The sequence below is a fragment of the Mesorhizobium sp. 10J20-29 genome (assembly GCF_054130485.1).
The window spans coordinates 4,379,258-4,396,875 of the sequence record NZ_CP199156.1 but is presented as its reverse complement, the minus strand read 5'-3'; the positions used below and the strand labels follow the sequence as shown (position 1 = coordinate 4,396,875).

Here is a 17,618-nt window from a genome sequence, read left to right as displayed (position 1 = left end):
AAAAAAGCCGGAAAAATCTTCCCATCACCCCAAGGATCGCCCAAAAGCATTCGTCCAACGGACAAATGACGGCGATGATGCTGGAAGAAACCGAGGCTTCCGATCTCGATCTGATCGGTCAGGCTCAAAAGGGCGACAGGGCGGCTTTCGGCACGTTGGTCGAAAGGCACTACGGCTTTGTCTACCGCGTGGCATGGCGCTGGTGCGGTTCCAAACCCGATGCCGAGGACATTGCGCAGGAAGTCTGCGCGCGGCTCGGCCGGGCGATCCGTGACTATCGCGGCGGCTCCGCCTTCACGACATGGCTCTATGCCATGACGCTGAACGCGGCGCGCGACATGAAGCGCAAGAGCGCACGCGAAACGGCCAAGGTCGATGCCTTCGGCGTACAGGCGCTGATCGAGAGCGGCGTGGAGCCCGAGCCCGAGGACCAGGCAGAGACGCTTTGGCTCGCGGTGCGGCAACTGCCGGACAAGCAGCGCGATGCGGTGCTGCTGGTCTATGGCGAGGGGCTCACCCATGCGGCGGCGGCCGATGCGATGGCCTGCGCCGAGGCGACTGTTTCCTGGCACATCCATGAAGCGAAGAAACGGCTGCGCACGCTGATGCGCACGGCCGGGGAAGTGTGACCATGGTCGACGACAAGGAACTCGAGCGGCTCGGCCGCATGAAGGCACCGGAACCGGGCGCCGAGGCGAGGGCGCGCGCGATGCATGCGGCCATGCAGGCCTTCGACGGCGAAAATAATTCGACCGCACCCCAAGGATCGGCCGAAGGGCTTCGTCTTACCCACCAGATACGCAAGCTCTGGAGGGAAACGATGCAAAAGAAGCTTCTCGCGGCACCGGCACTTGCCGGACTGGTCGCGCTGCCGATCGCCGGCTACGCCACCTTCTACCTGATGGAGGAGTCCCCGTTCCGCTTCAGCATTGGCCAGGATGCCGCCGAGCAACCTGCGCGGCAGGAGGCGGACCAGGCGACGGCCGAGCTGAAGAAGAAGGACGGCGACGAACAGCAACGCGACGTGCTTTCCGAACTCGCGGCTCCGCCCACCGCCCCGAAGCGGGAAATGAACGCGGCGCCGGCCGAGAGCGAGGCGGTTTCCCGCGAGGTCTCCGGGTTGCTTTCCGCGCCGTCCGACGAAAGCCGCGGCAGGGCGGCCTTTCAGCCGGGCGTCGCAGCAACGTCGAAGCTGATGGCCGACAAGGCGATCAGCCCGCCGCTTCCCGACCCGATCATCATCGATCAGGAAGACCGCGAGCGCTTTGCCGAGTTCAAGACCAATCCCGTGCGCTCGGCCACCACCGACCCGGTCTCGACCTTCTCGATCGATGTCGACACGGCGTCCTACTCCTTCGTCCGTCGTTCGCTGAAGGAAGGGTTCCTGCCGCAGGCCGACACGGTGCGCGTCGAGGAGATGATCAACTATTTCCCCTATGACTGGGAGGGGCCGGATGCGGCCGCGACGCCGTTCAACTCGACCGTCACCGTCATGCCGACGCCGTGGAACGAGCACACGAAGCTGATGCATGTCGCCATCAAGGGCTACGACATCGTTGCGGCCGAGCAGCCGAAGGCCAATCTCGTCTTCCTGCTCGACGTCTCCGGCTCGATGAACGCACCCGACAAGCTGCCGCTGCTGCAGTCGGCCTTCAGGCTCCTTGTGTCGAAGCTCAACCCCGATGACACGGTGTCGATCGTAACCTATGCCGGCAATGCCGGGACGGTGCTCGAGCCGACCAAGGTGTCGGAACGCGCGAAGATCCTGACGGCGATCGATACGCTGACGCCCGGCGGTTCGACGGCCGGCGAGGCCGGCATCCGCGAGGCCTATCGGCTGGCTGAACAGTCCTTCGTCAAGGATGGCGTCAACCGCGTCATGCTCGCCACCGACGGCGACTTCAATGTCGGCCAGAGCGACGACGACGATCTCAAGCGCATCATCGAGGAAAAGCGCAAGTCCGGCGTCTTCCTGTCGGTGTTCGGCTTCGGCCGTGGCAACCTCAACGACCGGATGATGCAGACCATCGCGCAGAACGGCAACGGCACGGCGGCCTACATCGACACCTTGGCCGAGGCCGAGAAGGTGCTGGTGCAGGACGCTTCCTCGACGCTCTTCCCGATCGCCAAGGACGTCAAGATCCAGGTCGAGTTCAACCCGGCCGCGGTCTCCGAATACCGGCTGATCGGCTATGAGACCCGGGCGCTCGCCACCGAGGATTTCAACAACGACCGCGTCGATGCCGGCGAGATCGGCTCGGGCCATTCGGTGACGGCGATCTACGAGATCACGCCGAAGGGCGCGCCGCAGCAGATCGACGACCTGCGCTACGGCGAGGCCTCGACCGACAATGGCGGCGTTGCCCATGCCGACGAATATGCCTTCGTGAAGATTCGCTACAAGCTGCCGGACGAAGACGTCTCCAAGCTGATCACCACGCCGGTGACGAAGGCCAACGAGGTATCGTCCTTCGACGCGGCAAGTGCCGACCAGCGCTTCTCCGTCGCGATCGCGGCCTTCGGCCAGAAGCTGCGCGACACCGACCAGACAGCCGGTTTCGGCTACGACAGGATCATCGAGATTGCCACCGCCGCCCGAGGAGCCGACCCGTTTGGCTACCGGTCGGAATTCCTCTCGCTGGCGCGCCTTGCCTCGGCGCTCGACAGCGGAAAGCGGTAGTGGCGATGACGGCCGCGTCCTTGCAGATGGGATCGTTCTGACACGGGCACGACCGATGGGCGGGTGAGGCAGACCGGCGGGGCGAAAGCTCCGCCGGTCTTTTTGCTTACGGCACCCCGGATGTCAGGAATGCTTCGGCGGCGGCCTGCGCTTTTGCCGCGGAATGGCTATGGTCCGGCGACTACGGGGGATGGAACGAAGCGATGCCAGAGCGCCAACTGGACGAATGGGATTTTTCGCACGGCAGCCTGCGCTCGCTCTCGGCGCCCGAGATCAGGCGCTTCTGGGACGGCTATATCGCACGGCGCGGCGACGGGCTGATCGTGCATGGCAGCCTCTATTCGCGCTGGCGCCTCCTGGCCGACGACCTCGTGCTGTCGCTCTATGTCGCCAACCGCAGCGTCGGGCTTTTCGTCAGGGGGCAGCGCGGCGAGAGCTTTGCGACCACCGCCAGCCGGCTGTCGGCGTATGAACCCGGTCTCGGCCGGACGCTGGGCGCGGGCCTTCGGGATTTCCCGGGCTGCTGCTACCTCGGCCGCCTGCCGCTTGCGGCTACCGACCCGGCGAGCTGGCCGCAAGCCTATGAATGGCTCGAGCGGGAGGAGGAGCGCTACTGCCGCGCGCTCAACGATCTGGTGTTGCGCGGCCTGGCCGGAAAGGGCTGAGCCGCAAGGCCGTCAGGCGCGTGCGCGGCGGCGCTCGCGACGTGCATCGCCGGTCTCGCCGGTGGTGCCGCTCTGGCTGGCCTGCTTGTTGCGCATCGGGCCGATGCGCGCCTCGATCGCCTCGACCGTTGGCCGTGTTGCCTTCTTGTGGCTGTCGAGGGCACCGCGCATGGCGGCGAGATGCGCAAAAGACGTGCCGCAGCAGCCGCCGATGATTTTCGCACCGGAATCGACCGCCATGCGGACATAGTCGGCCATCAGTTCGGGCGTGCCGGAATAATGGATCTCGGTGCCGTGAAACTGCGGGATGCCGCAATTGCCCTTGACGATCACCGTCGCATCGGGCCGCGCCTCGGTCATGTCGAGCAGCGAGGAGAGAATGTCGGAAGCGCCGACGCCGCAATTGGCGCCAACCGCCACCGGGCTCTCCGCCAGGCTGTCGGCGATGCCGTGAATGTCCTTCGGCGCCAGGCCCATCATCGAGCGGCCGGCCGTGTCGAAAGACACCGTGTAGGTATAGGGCAGGCCGACGCGGATGGCGGCCTCGGCGGCGGCACGGGCCTCGTCGGGAGCCGACATGGTCTCGATCCAGGCGATCTCGGCGCCGCCTTCCTTCAGGCCGCGCAACTGCGCCTCGAATGAGGCGACCGCCTCGTCATAGGTCATGGCGCCAAGCGGCACGAGCAGCTCGCCGGTCGGGCCGACCGAGCCGGCCACGATGACCTTGCGGCCGGCCTTGTCGGCGACGGCGCGGGCGATCTCGGCGGCGCGCTTGTTGAGCTCGTGCACGCGGTCCTGCGCGTTGTGCAGCTTCAGCCGGTGGCTGGTTCCGCCGAAGGAATTGGTGAGGATGATGTCGGCGCCGGCATCGACGAAATTCTGGTGCAGCGCCATGATCTTCTCCGGCGCGCTCTCGTTCCACAGCTCCGGTGCCTCGCCGGCCTCCAGCCCCATAGCGAAGAGGTTGGTGCCGGTCGCGCCGTCGGCGAGAAGAACGCCTTTTTCTGCGAGCAGGGCGTCGATGGGATTGGTCATGGCAGTCGGCTTTCCGGCAAATCTATTTGAGATAACGATATAAAGAAGTCTTTATGTCCAGTCAACGAGCCGATTGGCGCCGCCGCCGTCATTCCGTCGAAAAATCTTTCTCGGCCAGCTTGCGGGCATAGGCGGCCGCCTCGTGGGCGTTGATGTCGGCTGCGCGGATCAGATTATCGAAATGCCGGGTCAGCGTGCGGATCGGGTCGGTGGCATTCAGAACCAGATACATGTCGCCGACATAGATCGCCGCGCGGTAGGGCCCGAAGATCGTGTAGGGCACCGAATAGCGCAGCCTGCCGTCATAGAGGAACAGCCGGAAGGTCGGGTAGAGGTCGTCGAGAAGTTCGGCCATGTGGGCGAGCTGTTCGCGGCGCTGCTCTGCCGGGAAGCCGCTCCAGATGCCGTGCCCGCGCGCGAAGATCTCGAGCGTGTGGCGCGGCATGCAGACTTCCATGTCGGTCTCGGGCCGGCGGTTGTAGTCGATCCGGTACTGCGTCTCGCCTGCCTGGCGCTCGCGGCTGCGGTTGGAAATGTCGGATTCATAGTCGATCAGCGCCTCGGTGCGCAGAAGGTCGGGCAGGCCGGCCGGCACGTAGCGGATCTTGGTGCCGACGGCCTCGGCGTGCCAGCGGGCGAGCAGGGTGCGGTCGAAATCGCTCTGGCCTTCCTCGATCTCGAGGCTGGCGCGGATCTCGCCGGTGACGCCCTCGTCCTGGCTGAGGCCAAGCAGCCAGTCGAGCGACACCTTGTGCTCGGCAGCGATGTTGAGCAGCGTTTCGGCGCGCGGCAGGCGGGTCGACGTGCCCGACAGCAACTGCGACAGCGCCGAACGATCGATGCCGACCGCTGCGGAAAAGGCCGACTGGTTGAGATCGGATCGCTGCAGCAGCGTCTTCAGCCGCTCGCGAAACAGGTCGGAGAGATTCCTCTTGTCCATTCCGGCTCCTCGAAAGATGAATTTTCCGTTTCCGCAGGGTGATACGGCTTATCCCGGATCGAAATTCCGTCTCTCTGGTGACAATGTATCACAATTGCCGTGAGTGGTGCGCAAAATCAACGCTTTGTGCGCATTGTCGCGTTGTTGGCACCGAAGACTACTGACACAATGCTGTCAGGAATCGCGGGGGTTCCGGCGTTGAGGGGCGCGAGAGAAGGAATGTCAGGCAGCAATCACGCGCGGCGAAACGGCTCCATCGAGTGGCCGACCGTCGGACTGATCATCGTCACCTACACCGCCTGGGCCGGCATCGGCTTTTTGCTCTGGTCATCCTACCCCATCACGGCTCTTCTCCTGCTTGCCGTCGTTCTGGCCATGCAGTCCTCGCTGATGCACGAGGCATCGCACGGCCACCCGACCCGCAAGGGCTGGATCAACGAGTTGCTCGTCGCGCTTCCTGTGGGGCTCGTCTATCCGTTTCGCCGCTTCAAGACGCTGCACCTGCGCCATCACGCCGACGAACGGCTGACGGACCCGTTCGACGATCCCGAAAGCTACTACCAGGCGCTCTGGCACCATCAGGGCCTGCCGCCCGCGATGAAGGCGGTGCTGCGCATCAACAACACCATGCTTGGCCGCGTGATCATCGGGCCGCCCCTGGCAACGATCGGCTTCGTGCTCTCCGAGTTGAAGCTCATCTCGGAGGGCGACCGCGCCGTGCGCCGCGCCTGGCTGCTGCACGGGCTTGGCCTCGCGCTTGTGCTGCCGGTCGTGGCCTATGGCTTCGGCATTCCGGTCTGGCTCTACGTGCTCGGCCCGGTGTGGCTCGGCCAGTCCCTGATCGCGGTTCGCACCTATGCCGAGCATCAATGGTCGGAGCGGCCGGACGGGCGCACCATCATCGTCGAGAGCTCGCCGCTGTCGCTGCTGTTCCTCAACAACAACCTGCACCTCGTGCACCACAAGAGCCCGAACGTCGCCTGGTACAGGCTGCCGGCGCTGTTCCAGGAGCGCCGCGACCAGTGGATCGCGATGAACAACGACTATGTCTTTTCGGGCTACGCCGCGATGCTCTGGCGCTATGCTTTCCGCGCCAAGGAGCCGGTGGCGCACCCGGTGCTGCGCCGCATGCCGGACCCCGGCCGCGCCTTCCGCCCGCACGTGCACGGCCACACGCTGACCGGCCTCGATGCCGCGGCTGTTCCCGCCGAGCCGCCGAAGGAATAGCGCGCTGACGCTTGCCTTTGCCGCCGGCTTTGGCAAAAGGACCGCATGAACGCGTTCCTTGCTGCCCTACCGATGTATGACTGGCCCGAGGCGCGTGCCTCGGTCGACGCCGAGTGGCAGCGCCTGCGCGAGCGACTTCGACAGGCTGGCATCGAGGCGCCGGAAAGCCTGACGCGCCGCAATGCCGAGATGCCGGCAGTACCTGGCGGCATCCGCGACGGGGCCGGCCGGGTCATCGCGCCCGACCCGGCGACACTGCCAGCCGACGAACTCGACTTTCATACGCTCTGGCGTCACCCGGCGCTGCTTCTGGCGCAGACCTGCTGGGGCCCGATGGAGCATGGCCTGTCGGCGCATGTCGCCGTCGCCGGCCAGCCCAGCTATGACGGCATCGAGGGCGGGCAGGGGGAGTACTATTCGAGCGTCGTGCTGATGCGTCGGGGCGTCGGCGGCGGCAGCTTGCCGTCTCCTGCCGAGGGCGGCACCGTGCTGCCACTCAGCTCTTTGCGCGGAAAACGCCTCGCCTTTAACGGGCCGGACTCGATGTCGGGCATCCTGGCGCTGACGCGGGACCTGGAGGCTGCGGGCGAAAGCCTCGCAATCTTCGCCGACAGGCTGGAAACCGGCTCGCACCGCGGCTCGATCGTGGCGGTAGCCGAGGGCAGGGCGGATGTCTGCGCCATCGACTGCCGCAGCTGGCAGCTTGCGCGCCAGTACGAACGGCGCGCCCAGGAGGTTTTGGCCGTGGGTTGGACGGCGAGGCGCAAGGGTCTGCCTCTCATCACCTCGCTGCGGACGCCGCCCGAAACGCTGGCGAAAATCCGTGCCGCGCTGCCTTGGGCCTGACTTCACTGCCGTTCACATTGGCGCGATCCGTGCAACCTGACCGCCGTTGCAGCGTTCATGGCGCAAAGGAGCATCGCCATGTCCGACTATCTGCTGCCGACGCTGACCGTCTTCGCCCCGCTCGTGATTGCGACCGTGGTGTCCTATCTGCTGCTGATCAATAACGACCTGCATTCGCGCCACAGGCACTAGGCCGCCGTGCGAGGTCAGCGCGCGTTCAGCCGCGGATCGAGAGGAAAGTGCGAGAGTTTTTCGTTGCCGGTGGCGGTGATGAGGATTTGTTCCTCCAGCTTGACACCCTCGTGGCCGCCGAGCCTGCCGATATAGCTTTCGACGCAGAGCACCATGCCGGGCTCCAGCACGCCGTCCGGCGTATCCGCCGTCCAATCCGCGGCATGCGGCAGGGTTGGGTATTCGTCGGCCAGGCCGACACCGTGATAAAGCACGCCGTAACGTGCCGGAAAGCAGTCATCCGGAGGGTTTATCGAGCGCTCGACGAGTTCGCGAAATGACGTGCCGGGCTGCATCAACGCCGTATTGAAAGCAATCTGGTCGGCGGTCGTGCGATAGAGCCAGCGCTGCTCCTCGCTCGGCTCGCCGTCGCCGCACAGGAACGTGCGGGACAGATCGGCGCAGAAGCCGTAGGGGCCGATGAGATCGGTATCGAAGGCGACGAGGTTGCCCGCCTCGATGGTGCGGGACGAGCATTCCTGGAACCACGGGTTGGTGCGCGGGCCCGACGCCAGCAGCCGCGTTTCGATCCACTCGCCGCCGCGCGCGATGTTGCCGCGGTGCAGTTCCGCCCATACTTCGTTTTCGGAGATGCCCGGTTTCAGAGCAGCCTGCATTTCGCCCATCGCCGCCTCGCAGGCGACGATCGCGCGGCGCATGCACAGGATCTCGTCGGGCGACTTGATCAGCCGCGCCTCTTCCATCACCGCCTCGCCATTTCCGATGCTCACGCCGAGCCGCGCCAGTTCCGCCACGCCTTCCGGGTTCAGGTGGTCGACTGCGATGCGGCCGTTGCCGCCACCGTGCTCGCGCACCAGATCGGCGATGCCTGCCGCCCAGCGCCGCGCGCGGTTTTCGCTCAGCTCGCCACCATACATGTACATGAAGGAAACGGCGGGTCGCACCTCGTCGACGACGCCCGAATGGTCCGACAGGTGCTCGCAGGAGAAATAGTCGAACAACACGACGGGACCCTCGGTCGCCACGAAGCAGTGGCGCGTCGGGTTGTGCGCCACCCAGAGCTGCATGTTGGTCGAGTCGGTGGCGTAGCGGATGTTGATCGGGTCGTAGAGCAGGGCGCCTGCATAGCCGCGCCGCTTCAGCTCGGCGCGGATGCGCTCCAGCCGGTATGATCGCATGGCGGGCAGGTCGGGGGCGGCGATGCCGGCAGTTGCCCATTCCGCCTCGGCCAGCGCGCCGTAGCCCAGCGCATGCTGGTTGAGCGCGGCAGCCTTTTCCCGCGCCTTGGCGCGCAAAGCCTCCACCGAGTCGGCACCACCCGGCTCGAACGGCATGATCTTTCTGTGACGGCCGAAGGAAGCGGGAACCATGGTTTCCATGGAAGGTCTCGTGCGTTACGGCCCTGGAGCGCTAGGTCTTCTTGCGGCGCGACCGGCCGGTCTTCGCAGCCGCCGCCGGTTTTTCGGCGGCAGGCTTGATGCGCACCCGCATCGAGCCTTCCTTCGGGTGATCGACCTCGAAGGCGCCCGCCTTCTTGACCAGGTCGCCCAGGCTGCGGGAGCCGAATGTGCGGGAATCGAAGTCCGATGTCAGGTTGGCAAGCCGGTTGCCGACCACGCCGAGAAGCACCCAGCCGTCCTCGCTGTCCATTTCCTCGATGATCTTGCTGATGATCGGTACTGCAGCGCTCGGCGGTTGCAGCGGCTTGGCGGCGCCTTGCGATGCGTTGGCACTGGACGCCGGAGCCGGCAGCAGGTTCTCGGTGTAGATGAAGCGGCGGCAGGCCTGGCGGAAGCTTTCCGGCGTCTTCTGCTCGCCGAAGCCGTAGACGTCGACGCCCTGTTCGCGGATGCGCGAGGCAAGCCGGGTGAAATCGCTGTCGGAGGAGACCAGGCAGAAGCCGTCGAGCCGGCCGCCATGCAGAAGGTCCATGGCGTCGATCACCAACGTGATGTCGGACGCGTTCTTTCCCTTGGTGTAGGCGAATTGCTGCTGCGGGATGATGGCGTGCTTGGCCAGCTGGTTTTCCCAGGCCTTTGAATGCGGGCTCGAAAAGTCGCCGTAGATGCGTCGCACGCTGGCTTCGCCGATCTTGGCGATTTCCTCGAACAGGCCGTCGGCGATCTTGGCCGAGGCATTGTCGGCATCGATCAGGACGGCGAGGCGGGGGGAGCGTGGTTCTGCAGCCAATTGAATTCCCTTTCAGGTCCGGCGGCATGCCGGCTTGTTCGGCCGGCATGCTAGCACAGCTCAATCCTAGCCGCGCATCTTCTCGCCCGACGGATCGAAGGGCGGCTCGACATTGATGCGGGCAGGGCGGCGGTGGCCCAGAATCTCGATCTCGAACATGCCTTCGCTTTCGTTCTCGGCGAGTTCGGCGGGCACATAGCCCTGCGCCATCGATTTGTCGACGTAATGCGCATAGCCGCCCGAGGTCACCCAGCCGACGACGCGCCAGTCGCCATCGACCAGCCCGCGTACGGCAGACGCGCCGGTCGCCGCGGTCGAGCCGCGCACTTCCTTGCCGGCGGCGTCGAAGCGCGGCGCGCCGAATTCGTGCGTCTTGCCGACCGTGCCGTAGTCCTTCGTCCCGACCTTTGCCCAGATCGGCTCGTCGCCCATCACGTCGGCATCCGTTGCCTCGACGATCAGCGAGACGCGCTTCAGCTTCGGACCGTCCGCATGCTCCTTCGCGGCTGCCTCGCGGCCGACGAACTCGTTCTTCTCCAGCTTGACGAAGCGCTCCATGCCGCCCTCGAAGGGGCCGTAGATCGGCCTGAGCTCGCGGAACCAGGTCGGGAAGTTCTTCTCGAGCCGCATCGACAGCAGCGCGCGCATGCCGAAATCGACGATGCCGAATTCCTCGCCCGCCTTCTTGATCTCGGCATAGACCAGCCGCTCATAGGCCGGCGCCATCCAGATCTCGTAGCCGAGGTCGCCGGTATAGGTAATGCGGTTGACCATGCAGGGCGCGCCGCCGACCGCCATCTCGCGGAAATCCATGAAGCGGAAGCTCTTCGACGACACGTCGACATCGACCAGCTTCTGCAGCAGTTCCTGGCTCTTGGGGCCGGCGATCGACAGGCCGACCAGCGTCTGGTCGAAGCGGTGGATGCGCACCGAGCCGTCCTTCGGCAGGTGCTTTTCGAACCAGCGCATGTGGTACTTGGCGGCGGCCGATGAGCCCCAGATCATGTAGCGCTCGTCGCCGGCCCTGGCGATGGTGAAGTCGCCGATCAGCTTGCCGAACTCGTTCAGCATCGGCGTCAGCACGATGCGGCCCTTCTTCGGCATGCGGTTGGTCATCAGCCGGTTGAGGAAATCCTCCGCGCCGCTTCCGCTCACTTCATATTTCGCGAAGTTGGCGATCTCGGTGACGCCGACCCGCTCGCGCACGGCGCGCACCTCGTTGCCGACGTGCTCGAAATCGTTGGAGCGGTGGAAGGAGACGACGTCCTTGGGCTCGGAGCCGTCCGGCGCAAACCAGAGCGGCGTCTCCAGCCCCCACGAGTCGCCCATCACGGCGTTCTGCTTGATCATCGTGTCGTAGAGCGGCGTGGTCTGCGCCGGCCTTGCCGCCGGCAGCTCTTCATTCGGGAAGCGGATCGAGAAACGGCGCGAATAGTTCTCGCGCACCTTGGCGTTGGTGTAGCGCAGGCTCGCCCATTCGCCCCAGCGCGCCACGTCCATGCCCCAGACGTCGAAGCCCGGATCGCCGTTGACCATCCAGTTCGAGAGCGCCAGTCCGACGCCACCGCCTTGCGAAAAGCCGGCCATGACGCCGCAGGCGACCCAGTAGTTGGTCAGGCCCTGCACCGGCCCGACCAGCGGGTTGCCATCGGGCGCGAAGGTGAAGGGGCCGTTGATGACCTGCTTGATGCCGGCATTCGCAATGCCCGGGAAATGCTGGAAGCCGAGTTCCAGCGATGGCGCGATGCGGTCGAGGTCGGGCGCCAGCAGCTCGTGGCCGAAATCCCACGGCGTGTTGACCGGCGACCACGGCTTGCAGGCCTTCTCATAGGTGCCGAGCAGGATGCCGTTGCGCTCCTGGCGGGTGTAGATCTCGCCCTTGAAGTCGAGCACGCCGACCATCTCGCGGCCGGTTTCCTTGTTGAAGGCCTCGACCTCCGGCATCGGCTCGGTGAGGAGGTACATGTGCTCCATGGCCAGCACCGGCAGCTCGACGCCGACCATGCGGCCGATCTCGCGCGCCCACAGGCCGCCGCAGTTCACCACGTGCTCGGCCTTGACCGTTCCCTGCTCGGTGATGACGTTCCAGGTGCCGTCCGGCTCCTGCGTCAGTTCCTTGACCGGGTTTCGGAGCACGATTTCGGCGCCAAGTTTTTTTGCCGCCTTGGAGTAGGCAATCGTCGTGCCTGAGGGGTCGAGATGGCCTTCCACCGGGTCCCACATGGCGCCGACGAAATGGCTCTCGTCCATGAAGGGAAACATCGCCTTGGCTTCGGATGGCGTGATCAGCTCGGTGTCCATGCCGAGATAGCGGCCCTTGGCGTGCGCGAGCCGCAGGAAGTCCATGCGCTCGGGGCTGTCGGCCAGCATCACGCCGCCCGTCAGGTGCAGCGAGCAGGACTGACCGGAAAGCTCCTCCAGCTCCTTGTAGAGCTGCACCGTATAGGCCTGCAGCTTGGCGACGTTGGGGTCGCCGTTCAGCGTGTGGAAGCCGCCCGCCGCATGCCAGGACGAGCCGGAGGTCAGCTCCGAGCGCTCGATCAGCATGATGTCGGTCCAGCCGGCCTTGGCCAGGTGATAGAGCACCGAACAACCGACGACGCCGCCACCGATGACAACTGCTTTGACGTGAGATTTCATGAGGATAGGTCCGTATGTGAAGAGAATGAATCCGTTGCCGGCGTGAGACGGCGGTCAGCGATTGGTGGCAGGGAACTCAAAAATCCGTCGGCGCGCCGCCTTCTGCGGTGCGCTTTGCGACGAAGGCGTCGAGCTCCTCGCGGATGGCGGGGTCCATGTAGGGCTCCTCGTAGGCGGCGAGCCGCTCCTTCCAGACGCGGTTGGCGCGCTCCAGCACGGTCGGGCTGCCAGCCTCGGCCCAGCTCTCGAAATTGCGCCAGTCCGACAGGATCGGCGAGTAGAACGCCGTCTTGTAGCGGTCCTGCGTGTGCTGGGTGCCGAAGAAATGGCCGCCCGGTCCGACCGAGCGGATCGCCTCGACGCCGAGCGCATCTTCCGAAAGGTCGAGCGGGGTCAGGAACTCGGCGACCATCTGCAGCAGGTCAATGTCGAGGATCGTCTTTTCGTAGGAACAGCGCAGCCCGCCTTCCAGCCAGCCGGCCGAATGCAGCATGAAGTTGGCGCCGCTCTGAACGGCACCCCAGAGCGAGAAGACGCTCTCATAGGCGGCCTGCGCATCGACCTGGTTGGCGGCGCAGACATTGGAGGTGCGGTAGGGAATCTTGTAGCGGCGCGCCAGCTGCCCGCCGACGAGCTGCGCCTTCATGTATTCGGGCGTGCCGAAGGCCGGCGCGCCCGATTTCATGTCGACGTTGGAGGTGAAGCCGCCATAGCCGGCCGGCGCGCCCTTCTTCACCATCTGCGTGAAGGCGATGCCCGACAGCGCCTCGGCGTTCTGCTGCACCAGCGCGCCGGCAATCGTCACCGGCGCCATGGCGCCGGCCAGCGTGAACGGCGTGATGATGACGATCTGGCCGTTGCCCGACATCTGGATGATGCCTTCCATCATCGGCACGTCGAGCTTCAGCGGCGAGTTGGTGTTGATGATGGTGTAGACCGACGGCTCGTCTTGCAGCTGCTCGCGTGAAACGCCGCGCGCGATGCGGGCCAGTTCGATGCCGTCGACATTGCGCTCCTTGCCGAGCGAATAGATGTGAAACGCCTTGTCGGTCAGCGTGGCGAGGTCGCGGATGCATTCGAGATGGCGCACGCCCGGATGGATGTCGGTCGGCTCGACCGGATAGCCGCCGGTCGTGTTCAGCACGTTGTGCATCTGCGCCAGCTTGATGAGATTGCGGAAATCGACCTGGTTGCCGGGACGGCGGCCGCTGTCGAGATCGGAGCAGTTGGGCGCCGAGCCCATCTGCGAGAAGATCAGATTGTTGCCGCCGAAACGGACGTTGTGCGCCGGATTGCGCGCGTGCAGCGTGAATTCCGACGGGCAGTGCGCGACCAGTTCCATCAGCATGTCGCTGTCGAAATGCACCCGCTCGGTGCCTTCGCGCACGTCGGCGCCATGTTCCTTCATGATGCGGCGCGCCTCTTCGTGCAGCACGTCGACGCCGATTTCCTTGAGAACCTTCAGTGAGGCCAGGTGGATCGATTCCAGCTCGTCGTCCGACACCAGCTTGGTCGGCTGGAACGGGTTCTTCAGCTGCCGGAATGCCGGCTGTTCGAAGGCGGCCGAGCCCCGGGCACGGCTTCCGGCGCGGCCGCCGCGGCGCGCCCTGTCGGTGGCCAGCGGTGGTTCAGCAGGTTGAAGAGCTGCGGTCATGAAATCCTCACGCGGTGCTATGATGCGCTGCATCATGGACCGGCGGGCGCGGCAGGGTTGCGGAGCCGGCGACCCTTTGCGCGAGGGATGCGACATTGCGCAACTTGTCTTGCCTGTACAGGAAAGGGCGCGTCCCGGGGCAAGGACACGCCCTTCAAACTGCCGCCTGCAGGCAGGCGATGCCTAGGATGCCGCGGCGAGCGCCAGCGCGCCGAAGGGCTCCGCGTGCGTCGCCATGTTGTAGGCAATGAGTACTGCAACCGCCAGCCATGCCGCGACCGCGAAGCGTCCGGGCAGGGCCTTGGATGTAACAGATCCGCCTGAAGACTTGCTCGCATTACGCCTGGGCCCGGCATCGGATATCAATCCGCGCCGCCGCGCCCAGAATTCGAGGTCGCCAGACGGTACGTCGTACTTGTCGACCGTCCATGACTGTTCCATTTCAAAAATTCCCTCTTGGTTCATGACTGTGCCACCAGCCGTGCCCTGACTTAGGGTTACTGTGTATCGGACCGATGCTGCGGGATTTCAGCTGTGTATCCGTGCGGTTTCTCGGAAAAAGCAACAAAACAGGGCATAATCGGTCAATTCAGCCTGACAGTGCCGGTTTTCGTGGCGCTCGCGGCTGCGCCCGATCCCTTGTCCTGAAAAGAATTCGCCGGAAAATGGCTACCGCTGTCCCGGCTGCGACCCATGTGGCGCCAGGCGCTGAGGCGCAGCCCGAAAAGCTGTGCTAGCGGAGGCGATGCAGATTCGCTCTTCGCCCGAAGTGCCCGACCAGCCCATGCCGCGCGCCGCTCTCCTCGGTGTCACCGCCAGCGTGTCGGTCTTTGCCGTCGCGCAGGGACTGAGCTACCCGCTGTTCACCTTCCTGATGCAGCGCCAGGGCATGTCGCCTTCCTATATCGGCCTGTCGGCGGCCATGACGCCCGCCGGGCTGATCGCCTCGTCGATCTTCGTGCCGGAGCTCGTCGAGCGTTTCGGGGCTAGGGGGCTCGCCGTGTTCAGCGCGCTAGCCGCAGCCGTCCTCTTTGCGGCGATCGGCCTGCTGCAGAACGATTTCGCCTGGTTTCCGGTGCGTTTCCTGATCGGCGTGGCGATCAACCCGCTCTACATACTGGGCGAGGTGTGGATGATCGCGCTGGCGCCCGAGGCGCGTCGCGGCCGCATCATGGGCATCTTCAATGCGGTAACCGGGGCCGGCTACGCCGCCGGTCCGCTGACGCTGGCGCTGGTCGGCAGCCATGGCTGGCCGCCCTTGCTGGTGGGCGTCGTCGGCTTTACCGGCTGCGCGCTGATCCTCTATCTGACCACCGCAAACCTCGCCGGCTTCGAGGCGGACGAAGAAAGGCCGGGCGGCTTCTGGAGTTTCTGGCGGCTGGCGCCCGCGCTGCTCGTCGCCGTCACCGTGGCAGCGGCGACCCAGCAGAGCGTCTATTCGCTGTTGCCGGTCTTTGGCGCCGCCTATGCGCTGCCGTCTCCGACGCTCGCGGCAATGATTTCGGTAATGTCGCTCGGCAACATCGTGCTGCAGATCCCGCTGGGCCTGTTGGCCGAACGCTTCGGCGCGCGCTCCATGATCGTCGTCTGTGCGGCGTTCACCATGGCTTGCGCGCTTTCACTGACGGCCGTCATCACCACGCCGCTGGTCTGGCCGGTGCTGCTCGTCATCGGTGGCGTCGGCTACGGTGTCTATACGATGGCGCTGGTCGAGCTCGGCAACCGCTTCCGCGGTTCGATGCTGGTCGCCGGCAATGCCGCCTTCGGGTTGATGTGGGGCGTCGGCGGCATCATCGGCCCGCCGGGATCTGGCTTTGCGATCCAGCATGTCGGCCCGACCGGCCTGCCAGCCGTCATCGCGGTGCTGAGCGGCACGCTTGTCGTCTTTTCCCTCTACCGTAGCCTCGTGCGCTGGCGCCGCGACCGGTGATCGACGCCCTCTTGATAGGCAGCGGCCGGCTCGACTACAGTCGCGCCATGGCTTGCAGTGACAGGCAACATATTCTGGGCGACTTCGCCTCCAAACCGTCGTCCCGGACACTGCACGCCGAGATGCTGCGGCTCTGCGCGCGCATCGGCTACTCGCCGCCTCCGTCACGCTGAATTCCTTCGCCGGCTCCGCCGGACAGATTCAACGGAGGGCTGCAAGCCCATGACCTACAAGAACTATTCGCTGAAGCAGCTGCAGGCGATCGACGCCTCGCACCATCTTCATCCCTTCACCGACCACCGCGAGCTGCGCGAGTCCGGCTCGCGCATGATCGTCGGCGCCAAGGGTCCCTATGTCTATGACAGCGAGGGGCACGAGCTGCTCGACGGCATGGCCGGACTGTGGTGCGTCAGCATCGGCTACGGCCGCGACGAACTGGCCGAGGTGGCCTACGAGCAGATGAAGGAGCTGCCCTACTACAATTCCTTCTTCAAGTCGGCGACGCCGCCGGCGGTGCTGCTTGCCCAGAAACTCGCCGAGATTGCCCCGAAAGGCCTCAACCAGGTGTTCTTCGGCTCGTCAGGCTCGGAAAGCAACGATACGGCGCTCAGGCTGGTGCGTCATTTCTGGGCGCTGGAGGGCAAGCCGGAGAAGAACCGCATCATCTCGCGCAAGATGGCCTATCACGGCTCGACGGTTGCTGGCACGTCGCTCGGCGGCATGGAAGGCATGCACAACCAGCTCGGCGGCGCGGTGCCCAACATCGTGCATGTGATGATGCCTTATGCCTACGAACTGGCGGAACCCGGCGAGAGCGAGCACGATTTCGGGCTGCGCGCTGCCAAGGCTATCGAGGACGCCATCCTCGAAGCCGGCGCCGACAAGGTGGCGGCCTTCATCGGCGAGCCGATCATGGGGGCAGGCGGCGTCAAGATCCCGCCGGCGAGCTACTGGCCGGAAGTCCAGCGCATCTGCCGCAAATACGACGTGCTGCTGATGCTCGACGAAGTCATCACCGGCTATGGCCGCACCGGCGAATGGTTCGCGGCCCAGACCTTCGGCATCGAGCCCGACACGATGACCACCGCCAAGGCGCTGACCTCCGGCTACCTGCCGCTGTCGGCGCTTTTCGTCGGCGACCGCATCGCCAAGACCCTGGTCGACAAGGGCGGCGAATTCTACCACGGCTACACCTATTCGGGGCACCCTGTGTGCTGCGCCGTGGCGCTGAAGAACCTCGAGATCATCGAGCGCGAAGGGCTGATCGAGCGCGTCAGGACCGACACCGGCCCCTATTTCGCCAAGGCGCTGCAGGAGCGGGTTTCGGGGCATCCGCTGGTCGGCGAGACGCGTGCCATCGGGTTGATGGGCGCCATCGAGATTGTCAGCGACAAGCAGAAGCGTGAGCGCTTCCAGCCGGTCGGCAGGGCGGCCGTCCTGGTGCGCGATCACGCCATCGCCAACGGGCTGATGCTGCGCGCCACGGGCGACACGATGATTCTTTCGCCGCCGCTGATCTGGACGCGCGAGACGATCGACCTTGCCTGCGAGCGCATCCTGAAGGCGCTCGACCTGGCAGAAGCCGACCTGCGCTAGTCCGCGGCGCGGCAGGGTGCGGC

The 17,618-nt window shown here is 65.4% G+C and carries 14 protein-coding genes; 7 read left to right on the top strand and 7 right to left on the bottom strand.

Annotated features, from left to right (window positions below; all coding sequences use genetic code 11):
* Positions 1-65 precede the first annotated feature (65 nt).
* The 3 genes from ACT2BZ_RS21005 to ACT2BZ_RS20995 all read left to right on the top strand — a co-directional run bounded on the left by ACT2BZ_RS21005 (position 66) and on the right by ACT2BZ_RS20995 (position 3,345).
* Positions 66-629, top strand: a complete 564-nt coding sequence (locus ACT2BZ_RS21005) for an RNA polymerase sigma factor (RefSeq protein ID WP_457937479.1) — start codon at positions 66-68, stop codon at positions 627-629.
* 2 nt (positions 630-631) lie between these two features.
* Positions 632-2,680, top strand: a complete 2,049-nt coding sequence (locus ACT2BZ_RS21000) for a vWA domain-containing protein (RefSeq protein ID WP_457937478.1) — start codon at positions 632-634, stop codon at positions 2,678-2,680.
* Positions 2,681-2,883: 203 nt separating this feature from the next.
* Entirely contained in the window at positions 2,884-3,345 is a 462-nt protein-coding gene (locus tag ACT2BZ_RS20995; RefSeq protein WP_457937476.1) for a hypothetical protein, read from the top strand.
* A 12-nt stretch (positions 3,346-3,357) separates the two neighbouring features.
* Here the strand turns inward: ACT2BZ_RS20995 and bmt are convergent, their stop codons facing one another.
* Positions 3,358-4,380, bottom strand: a complete 1,023-nt coding sequence (gene bmt, locus ACT2BZ_RS20990) for a betaine--homocysteine S-methyltransferase (protein ID WP_457937475.1) — start codon at positions 4,378-4,380, stop codon at positions 3,358-3,360.
* Between the two features lie 88 nt (positions 4,381-4,468).
* Entirely contained in the window at positions 4,469-5,320 is an 852-nt protein-coding gene (locus ACT2BZ_RS20985) for a helix-turn-helix domain-containing protein (protein ID WP_457937473.1), read from the bottom strand.
* Positions 5,321-5,539: 219 nt separating this feature from the next.
* On the opposite strand from ACT2BZ_RS20985, the gene ACT2BZ_RS20980 reads away from it, so the two are divergent.
* Together ACT2BZ_RS20980 and ACT2BZ_RS20975 are read left to right on the top strand one after the other, a co-directional pair.
* Positions 5,540-6,547, top strand: coding sequence for a fatty acid desaturase (locus tag ACT2BZ_RS20980; protein WP_457937471.1), 1,008 nt, complete (start codon positions 5,540-5,542; stop codon positions 6,545-6,547).
* Positions 6,548-6,592: 45 nt separating this feature from the next.
* The gene (locus ACT2BZ_RS20975) at positions 6,593-7,393 is read left to right on the top strand and encodes a phosphate/phosphite/phosphonate ABC transporter substrate-binding protein (protein WP_457937469.1); all 801 of its coding nucleotides are present in this window, start codon (positions 6,593-6,595) and stop codon (positions 7,391-7,393) included.
* A gap of 206 nt (positions 7,394-7,599) precedes the next feature.
* Here the strand turns inward: ACT2BZ_RS20975 and ACT2BZ_RS20970 are convergent, their stop codons facing one another.
* From ACT2BZ_RS20970 to ACT2BZ_RS20950, 5 genes are all read right to left on the bottom strand, one after another.
* The gene (locus ACT2BZ_RS20970; RefSeq protein ID WP_457937467.1) at positions 7,600-8,964 is read right to left on the bottom strand and encodes a M24 family metallopeptidase; all 1,365 of its coding nucleotides are present in this window, start codon (positions 8,962-8,964) and stop codon (positions 7,600-7,602) included.
* Between the two features lie 31 nt (positions 8,965-8,995).
* Positions 8,996-9,775: an NYN domain-containing protein gene (locus tag ACT2BZ_RS20965; RefSeq protein WP_457937465.1), complete on the bottom strand. Its 780-nt coding sequence runs from the start codon at positions 9,773-9,775 to the stop codon at positions 8,996-8,998.
* 66 nt (positions 9,776-9,841) lie between these two features.
* Entirely contained in the window at positions 9,842-12,415 is a 2,574-nt protein-coding gene (locus ACT2BZ_RS20960) for a GcvT family protein (protein WP_457937463.1), read from the bottom strand.
* A gap of 76 nt (positions 12,416-12,491) precedes the next feature.
* Complete coding sequence (locus ACT2BZ_RS20955; protein WP_457937461.1) at positions 12,492-14,069, bottom strand: trimethylamine methyltransferase family protein; 1,578 nt, start codon at positions 14,067-14,069, stop codon at positions 12,492-12,494.
* Between the two features lie 183 nt (positions 14,070-14,252).
* Complete coding sequence (locus ACT2BZ_RS20950; protein ID WP_457937459.1) at positions 14,253-14,510, bottom strand: hypothetical protein; 258 nt, start codon at positions 14,508-14,510, stop codon at positions 14,253-14,255.
* Positions 14,511-14,814: 304 nt separating this feature from the next.
* On the opposite strand from ACT2BZ_RS20950, the gene ACT2BZ_RS20945 reads away from it, so the two are divergent.
* Both ACT2BZ_RS20945 and ACT2BZ_RS20940 read left to right on the top strand, forming a co-directional pair.
* Positions 14,815-15,999: an MFS transporter gene (locus ACT2BZ_RS20945; RefSeq protein ID WP_457937457.1), complete on the top strand. Its 1,185-nt coding sequence runs from the start codon at positions 14,815-14,817 to the stop codon at positions 15,997-15,999.
* Between the two features lie 222 nt (positions 16,000-16,221).
* Positions 16,222-17,595 (top strand): aspartate aminotransferase family protein, encoded by a 1,374-nt coding sequence (locus tag ACT2BZ_RS20940; RefSeq protein ID WP_457937455.1) that lies wholly within the window; start codon positions 16,222-16,224, stop codon positions 17,593-17,595.
* The last annotated feature ends 23 nt before the right edge of the window (positions 17,596-17,618 follow it).